7 protein-coding genes are annotated in these 7,399 nt (G+C 37.5%); 1 reads left to right on the top strand and 6 read right to left on the bottom strand.

What is annotated here, in order from left to right; translation table 11 throughout:
• Positions 1 to 186: 186 nt before the first annotated feature.
• The gene (locus Xind_RS17670; protein WP_187650677.1) at positions 187 to 1,704 is read right to left on the bottom strand and encodes a hypothetical protein; all 1,518 of its coding nucleotides are present in this window, start codon (positions 1,702 to 1,704) and stop codon (positions 187 to 189) included.
• A gap of 540 nt (positions 1,705 to 2,244) precedes the next feature.
• On the opposite strand from Xind_RS17670, the gene Xind_RS17665 reads away from it, so the two are divergent.
• Positions 2,245 to 2,589 (top strand): hypothetical protein, encoded by a 345-nt coding sequence (locus tag Xind_RS17665; RefSeq protein WP_187650676.1) that lies wholly within the window; start codon positions 2,245 to 2,247, stop codon positions 2,587 to 2,589.
• A gap of 79 nt (positions 2,590 to 2,668) precedes the next feature.
• On the opposite strand, the gene Xind_RS17660 is transcribed toward Xind_RS17665, so the two are convergent.
• From Xind_RS17660 to Xind_RS17640, 5 genes are read right to left on the bottom strand one after another with little or no spacing between them, the layout of a single operon-like run.
• Positions 2,669 to 3,115 (bottom strand): hypothetical protein, encoded by a 447-nt coding sequence (locus tag Xind_RS17660; RefSeq protein WP_187650675.1) that lies wholly within the window; start codon positions 3,113 to 3,115, stop codon positions 2,669 to 2,671.
• Between the two features lie 49 nt (positions 3,116 to 3,164).
• Positions 3,165 to 4,679, bottom strand: coding sequence for a conjugal transfer protein TraG N-terminal domain-containing protein (locus Xind_RS17655; RefSeq protein WP_187650674.1), 1,515 nt, complete (start codon positions 4,677 to 4,679; stop codon positions 3,165 to 3,167).
• Positions 4,680 to 4,681: 2 nt separating this feature from the next.
• The gene (locus Xind_RS17650; RefSeq protein ID WP_187650673.1) at positions 4,682 to 4,996 is read right to left on the bottom strand and encodes a hypothetical protein; all 315 of its coding nucleotides are present in this window, start codon (positions 4,994 to 4,996) and stop codon (positions 4,682 to 4,684) included.
• On the bottom strand, positions 4,993 to 6,372 hold the full coding sequence (locus Xind_RS17645) for an integrating conjugative element protein (RefSeq protein WP_246432605.1): 1,380 nt from the start codon (positions 6,370 to 6,372) through the stop codon (positions 4,993 to 4,995). Before Xind_RS17645 ends, Xind_RS17650 begins: the two co-directional genes overlap by 4 nt.
• Before the next feature lie 46 nt (positions 6,373 to 6,418).
• Entirely contained in the window at positions 6,419 to 7,396 is a 978-nt protein-coding gene (locus tag Xind_RS17640; protein ID WP_187650671.1) for a TIGR03756 family integrating conjugative element protein, read from the bottom strand.
• Positions 7,397 to 7,399: the final 3 nt, after the last annotated feature.

Genomic DNA, 7,399 nt, shown 5'->3' with positions numbered 1-7,399 from the left:
AGGGGCCGTCAGACTGTTTTTTATAGGCATATAATCACCTCTGACCAATTAATTTAATTATTTTGATATTACCGAACGGAGTTTATGTGGCTGCAAACTGCATGAAATCTTTATTCCTATGACGATATAAACTGCCGCCGGATTAATAAAAAGTGACAGCTATTAGCTGCCACTTATTTTGGTTAGTTAAGGTTCTGCTGTACCAAAGCTTGTACCAAAACTCCTGATATAAAGTTTCGATTTCTGGTTCTGAGCAACACGTCTGTAGTCTATCGCGATAGTGCTATCGTCATCACCCCCTGATGAGCCATACCCCATCAGCAATTCAGGTTTGATGATAACCTTATAATAACCATCTATTATTTCATTCGGTTTCACAGGGTGATTTTCAATAACTACTATCGGTAAAGGACGGGCTGGTGAGAGAGTATCGATGCTGTGTGAGATATAAGCTTTAATCGTGATCATGTCACCTGCGGCTATTGTTGTATCCGGTTTCGTCGAATCGGATAACAGTCGCACCTCAAGCCCTTTTTGGCCAATACTGTTGATATTGACTGCCTGATATATACCAATAAATACTCCGAACTGATCATAGACTTCTGGGGCAACCAGAGTTCGGTTTGTGTCATTGGGATCTGGGGTGTTATTGCCGCCACTATCGTAGCTTATGTAATTAAGCTTAGATCCTACAGTGTTGCCTTTTTCGTCAAGCCCAACATAGCTGATAAAATTATCACCCGCGTATAGATTATCGTAATCGGCTGACAATTTATAATATCCGCTCTGTTCACGCTCTAACTGTCCAAAACATAGCTGTTTCTTATAAATGTCTTTGTCATCGTCGGTCACAAACCCGATGATGAAATCACCGGATTTCGCGCCCGGATAATTTGGAATCATGAAATGGAAATTATCCGTTTGATCCGGCCTTGTTAAATTAGAAGATGAGTATGTTTCCTCAATAACAGGCGGTTCAAAGCTATCGGATGTATTAAGCTTAATAGTGTTAATAAATATGGTTTCTTTTTGACTGTATTCTATCTGGCTGAAGATCGTCTCAATCCCGACGAACCGACTGATACTTTGAGTTGCGTATATTTTTAGGTTAACAGCATCGATTGATGGTTTATTAACCAGGTAGTAATAATATTGTTTTTCCAGATCAACCTCATAAGCAGGAATTTCCTTCATGTCCTCCGCAGTGAATATTCGCAGGGGTGCTGTTGCACGAAGAGGAATATCATAGCTTGAAATTGCCCCTCCCTTTTTCATCATCGGATTGATTGACGCTGAAATGAATGGGTTGGTTGTTGGGGCTGGACCAGTAAACGCAACGGGACTTGGATCGTACAAATAAGCCGAGGCTCCTCTCAGTACACAAGTGTCTCGTATCATCTCTGGATTGTCGATAGAGTGATAGGTCACCTCCCCTTTTAGTTTGCTCGGAGAATTTGTGGTAAAGCTGATTTGATGATCCTTGCTGCTTTCATCGGCCAGGAATATCAATTGCTGGGAAAATACTCTCTTATAAACTGAGCCAGGGAATGTCTTTATTAGTTTCAGACCCGGTGAAGAAACAATACTGACCGTCACCGCATCCGTAATATTTGATTCACCAGTTATCGTAAAAACTACACTGAATGGTTGCCCTTTGATAATATTTTTCTTATCATTAGGAACTGTCGTGATTTGTCCAGCCATTATATTATCCTTTCTATAAAGTTTACTCTTAACTGAATAACCACTCCTATGGGTGGTATTCAACAATAGGTTTTAACTATTTTTCGAAAGAAACAAAAATTACAGCATTTATATCTAATACCGCTTTATGAGAAGGCTATTTTTACTGGGATTTCCAAGACAGATTACATTCAAACAAATAAATGTCAATATACATTATATAAAAAATATTATTATATTTAAAACCTACAAACATTATTTTTGGAAAAAACATCACATTAAAACACAATTAAAATACATTTAAAGTCACATACAAATGCAATTTAAAATCAAATTTCTTCTTTGAAAACTATAAAAACAATGAAATGGCAAAAATAAAAGCAGTCACCTGTCTGTAATAAAAAATAGAACATTAAAAGTAGAATCTATACTTTTTTCGGCACATAGAACAATAATCTGATTTATCTAACTTCTCATTGATCTAATCCACCTCATGGACAACGAGCAAAAATTAACCTAACATATTGAGGTAGAAAAAGAACGTTAGAGACGGGGGTAATTATGAGGAAAAAAACAAAAACAGAGTCACGTGGAGAACAATGGGGAATAAATACTGCACATTTCTGTAAATGGTTTTTCAAAAAACTAAAAGCTTGGGATGCAACTACTGTTAAGAAAGCAAAATCTCTGAACATCCCTGCTTGGCTCGGTCATATTCCAGCAATTGCATTATGCTTATTTGTTATAACAATTCTAAGTTTCAGTATAATTATTACTATATCAGTAATAATTATTTTCTTTGTTATAGTAAACATATTCCCTAATATGGGTCCCTGGAAACATGGACATTACGAGATGGATGGTTATCACTATCCTGATGGAAGTATTGATCATAATGATAGATAGTAACCTTTAGCTGCCTGCATTCAAAGTGAGTCATATTTGCAATCATCGTTCTTTTCCAATGCAAGCAGCTAAATTTAAATTACACCTTAACGATATCCATCGGAAAACTAATCATAAAATAACTTATTGTTTTACCATCTATTTTATCAATAAATCGATTAACTTCATCACACTTAATACAAGCAAAGTAACGAATAAAATCAACTACTGAAGCAAATACCGAAAAATATGAAACACCTTCTCTTTCATAAAGACTCTGCGCATCGTAACCATGATCAATACAAAAAACTCTTAGAACGTCTATAGTTTCTTCTGTTTTGAAAGTATTTTCAATTACTGGATATGAACAAGGTAACTTTGAAAAATCATGAACATCTATATCTATTGCTTTATTACTTTTAATTTTTTTATTTAAAATTCCTCTTAACTCCAAACCTTCCGAGCTACATTGACTTATATCTGCGGATATATCAACACAATGGAAAAGACATTTATTAAGCTTTTTATTTTCTTTTTCTGTCAACATGATGATTAGAACCTTATTAAAACATTTCGGTATTGTCAGTTATGAAAAATCATTTTTTCAATTTATTAACTATCGCTTGACCACCTTGACCACCCGCGTTTTTAGTTTCGGCAGTTCCTCTTTGCATCGCTCCGTTTTCCAACATTCCACCGACTTTGACTCCAGCCCAAGATAAAGCTCCCATCCAAACTGCGGGTAATACTAAGAACATTGACCCCATGACAAAGTTGATAATAATGTCATCTGAAGTATTTTGTATTCCCATCAAGTTCCAGCGGCTATGTGTATCTGAGCTATATAACGCTTCGATCATCCAGCTATCCAACCAACGGGCTAATTCCCACCAGAACGTTAAGAAATTCAAGGCAAAAATCACAAATGTTAATGTAATTGCTGTTTTAAAGTCGTAGGCTGAAAACATTAAAATCAAAGGCAACATTACATATATAGCCATCAGCAATAAACTCTGAACCATAGGCAGTGATTGCCGCATAGCGTCTAGCGCTGGAAATATTGCTAATGATCCCATAACTTGCCCTACCATAGATCCAGCACGTGTCGCCGTACTCGTCATAGTGAAGAAATCAGCATTACCACCATATCCCATATATACAGAATTGCCCTGAGACACTTGTAAGCTGGCGGGGCTGACTAAACGGCGAATAACAGCTTCTTGAAACTCCTTTGAATCTTCGTTTATCAATCTTATGGCTGATTTTGCACGTAGCCACATTCCCGGCTCAGCTTGCTCCGTTACTAATTTTCTCAATCCAACTTTTTCATCTGACCACCACTGAGCACAAGTCGGATATCCTCCTATTCCGGTATTAGGATAACCATCATCACGTTTAGAATCCCATGGAAAACCCTCTCTTGGAGTACGTGATTGCAAAATCTGGTATGCCCCATTTAAAAATGTTCGAGATCCTAGCCATTCTACATCTCTCAAAACACTTTCATTCAACTCTTTACCTTGGTCTTGACTCTTCCAGTCGTATAATGCAAGTGAATAACAATCATTAGTAAAATCCTGTAATGCTGCGACTAACGCACCGTTTTTTATATAGCTATGCTGGACTTCAAAACGAACCTGGCGTAAGTCTGGGCGGCATGGAATAGTTACAACAGAAGCCTGAGTAATCCCCTTAGATAATTTATGGATCAACATCCACCATATTGGCGCTTTAGCCGTTTTATCGTCTAAAGATGAAATAGCACCTCTATAACCAGAGTCTTCTGGTTTTGCTGCTGTCCACGTTCCACAATATTTGCTCCTACTCGAATCGATTTGCATAGTACTAAGACTGACATTAAAAAGCGGAACACAACAAAAAATCATTACAACAAAAGCACCATAAATTGCATTTTCAATGCGAACAATAGATAAAGTTCCTTTATTCCCTTCATCTTCTCCTTCTTCACGTACTTTTAGCCATATACCCACTACTTTAAATAATAGTGGCACAACAAAAATTCCTGTACTGAGTAATATATTCCATAAGCCATTGTTAATTATCCAACCCAAAAGAGTCAGAAAATACTCAAGATAGTTATTTGCGGTCATGATTACTCTCCGCTATTTGTCCAAATTATCATTTCATTAGCAAGGACAAATAACACGCACATTAACACAATACGTTTAAACGGTTGTTTTCCTTCTAAAGGTACTTTTCCTGATCTCCAAAAATCCCATAAAAAAACACCTATCAATATATATATCAGCACCCGCCATAAAAAATAAAAATAGCGCCGATGATACATTAATTGATTAAAACTTCTGGCTAAATCATGATTAGTCAAACTTAAATGAGAGATAAATAATAGCCCCATCATTATAATGATAATAAAAATTGCCCATTTTAAAAAATGCTTAATTTTCATTTTTTATTTCCTTCCATAGCAGGAATACCTAATGAATTTACTCGATTATCTGTGTTATCCTGAGATTGAGTTTGTGGGTTAGCTAAGGTTCGTTGATGGTCGCGCTCAATAATAGTCAAAACAGTGTTATTAGAAATTTCTCTTCGTAATTCCATTTCATTTTTTAGCGCATTAATTTCACGATCAAGAATATCAATCCGGCGATCACTCTCTTTGACAGCTTGTGACAAATTCGCCGCATTAGGTTCTGATTGTCCGGTCATTAGCATCCTGCGCATGGTTAACGCTAATTCAATTGTGTCTGCCATGGCTAACTCACCTGCCAAACGCTGTACTAATGCGCCATTGTCAGGATCTCGCCTTAATGATTGAATAACACCTCGTGTAACTACTAAGCTACCCGTTTTTAACTTAGATAAATTTTCAGTTGTTGGAGCAATATTACCGTTGACCAATTTAACTAATTGTTCTTGGTTATCTTTAGCTGTCTTTTCAATCACTGGTGCAAATCCAGTTCCAGCTACACTACTTCCAGGCTGATTTTCTGCTGTTCCATCTGCACATTGACTGGTGTCTGTACAAGTACGAATTGATTGATCACCCAAAATTTTCACAACAGTTTGTGCGGCTTCTTCACTATTTTTAAATCTCTGACAGGCTCCCCCTGTACACTGACTTGTAGAAATAGTTTGATTACTGTTTACTGGTAAATGATTCATCATATTAAAACCAGCCTTAGCCAGATCACGTGTTGGTTGGATAGCCTTTTGCCCTTTTCCTCCTCGTTTTTGTCCACCAACCCAAGGGATTCCAGCCTCTCCTTTAGCACTATTAAGCTGGTTGTTTGTCCGAACAGCATCACTGCTACCTTGATTCACGATTGTTTTTGACTCTTCCATAACAGCCGCTTGTGACCACCTACTATTATCAGAAAAATCCATCATTCGTTTAGATAGGTTTTGACAGTTAAATTGTGCCTTATCAAAAGCAACATTAGCCTGTAGAACTCCATTAGTCAGCATTTCGTACAATCCAGGGTTAGCTCGCTGAATGATTAACCCAGGAAGACTTGCTACAGCTCCTGTTGCCCCTTGAATAACCTCCCCCATTAAATTTTTGAATCCATTTGTAATACCGTTTAATTGGTTATTAACGGTAGTTTTTAAATCAAAATTTCCACACATCAAATCATTGGACCATCCCATACCTATTCCCACACGCTGCATAGTACTTCGGTTAGGTGGTTGAGATAAAACAGTGCCCCCTCCAATTGTATAAAACAATTTATCTGATACAGCGCCACTTATATTTTTACCGTAGCCGATTTTATTATCTTCCCAAGCAAAAGAAGAATACGAAATAAATAAAATACCCATCAATACAGATTGTGAAATAATTTTCTTATTCATTTTTGTTTTTCCCTTAAAAATTAGTACTACTCAGAAATTTCTGTCCACGACGTTTACAACAACTATATGGTTGCCAAAGCGCCCAAGCGTAATTACCATTTTCAGCAACTATCCCCGTTTTATCAGGGAAAACAGCACAGCTATTACTAAGTTGAGGAGATAATCTCTGCCATTTATGATTTTTAGTACCTGTATTTTCTTGAACTGGATCAGGAGGCCAATAACCAGGCTTTCTATTTGCTTTTAGGGGAGAATAAAAATGGGGCTGGCCTGTGCGAGTTATAATATCAGCGACACGCTGAGCTACGACCGCCGCAGCTTTATAATCATCTTGTTGTGTAACAAAACCACTGCGAGGATAAACATTTCCCCACATATTTCCTGTATATTGTGATCCAATCTCTCTCTTGCCAGGAATAAGAGCTTCAGGATATAAAGTTTCAGGGATGCCTGAACGCCACGGAAAGCTATCTAATGTACTAAGAAAATAGGGATATAACGGCGTTGCAGCACCACTACAAGAATACCCGGGGATACTATTTCCAATTAAAGATGATCCAGGATGCCCAATCGCATCAGCATATTTAAAATGTAGATTATTCTTCCTCTTTGATATTTTCTGCTCATTATGTCCACCTCCCGCAGATACACCAGACAATGCCCCTGTAACCGTATTTTCCAAACCTCCAGAGGCTCCACTTATCATAGACATTTCTACCCATGGATTTCCGCCTGGTGCATTGTATGCGGATACTACAGCTTCTGGAATAAAATGTTCTACCTTTACTGAAGTTCTTACTTTACACCCCCAAGGAGTGCAGAACAGCCAATAGCAGATCCCTTTTACCCGCCAACTAATACATGATGGCGATATAGAACTGGCTACAAGAGTAACACTATTAATACTAGCAACCGCCTGTGGAGTATTAACTACGCCCAGTAACATAGAAACAACCAATAGTTTCAATCTCACTGAAGTCTGCCTTTTCATTAA

Source organism: Xenorhabdus indica (genome assembly GCF_014467235.1).
GTDB classification, from domain to species: Bacteria; Pseudomonadota; Gammaproteobacteria; order Enterobacterales; family Enterobacteriaceae; genus Xenorhabdus; species Xenorhabdus indica.
The sequence above is the reverse complement of the archived record's forward strand: the minus strand, read 5'-3'. Positions and strand labels throughout refer to the sequence as shown.

Bases quoted from the DNA above. Each gene is read 5' to 3' on its own strand.
- Xind_RS17670 (WP_187650677.1), bottom strand. From the start codon at position 1,704: ATGGCTGGACAAATCACGACAGTTCCTAATGATAAGAAAAATATTATC.
- Xind_RS17665 (WP_187650676.1), top strand. From the start codon at position 2,245: ATGAGGAAAAAAACAAAAACAGAGTCACGTGGAGAACAATGGGGAATA.
- Xind_RS17660 (WP_187650675.1), bottom strand. From the start codon at position 3,115: ATGTTGACAGAAAAAGAAAATAAAAAGCTTAATAAATGTCTTTTCCAT.
- Xind_RS17655 (WP_187650674.1), bottom strand. From the start codon at position 4,679: ATGACCGCAAATAACTATCTTGAGTATTTTCTGACTCTTTTGGGTTGG.
- Xind_RS17650 (WP_187650673.1), bottom strand. From the start codon at position 4,996: ATGAAAATTAAGCATTTTTTAAAATGGGCAATTTTTATTATCATTATA.
- Xind_RS17645 (WP_246432605.1), bottom strand. From the start codon at position 6,372: ATGGGTATTTTATTTATTTCGTATTCTTCTTTTGCTTGGGAAGATAAT.
- Xind_RS17640 (WP_187650671.1), bottom strand. From the start codon at position 7,396: ATGAAAAGGCAGACTTCAGTGAGATTGAAACTATTGGTTGTTTCTATG.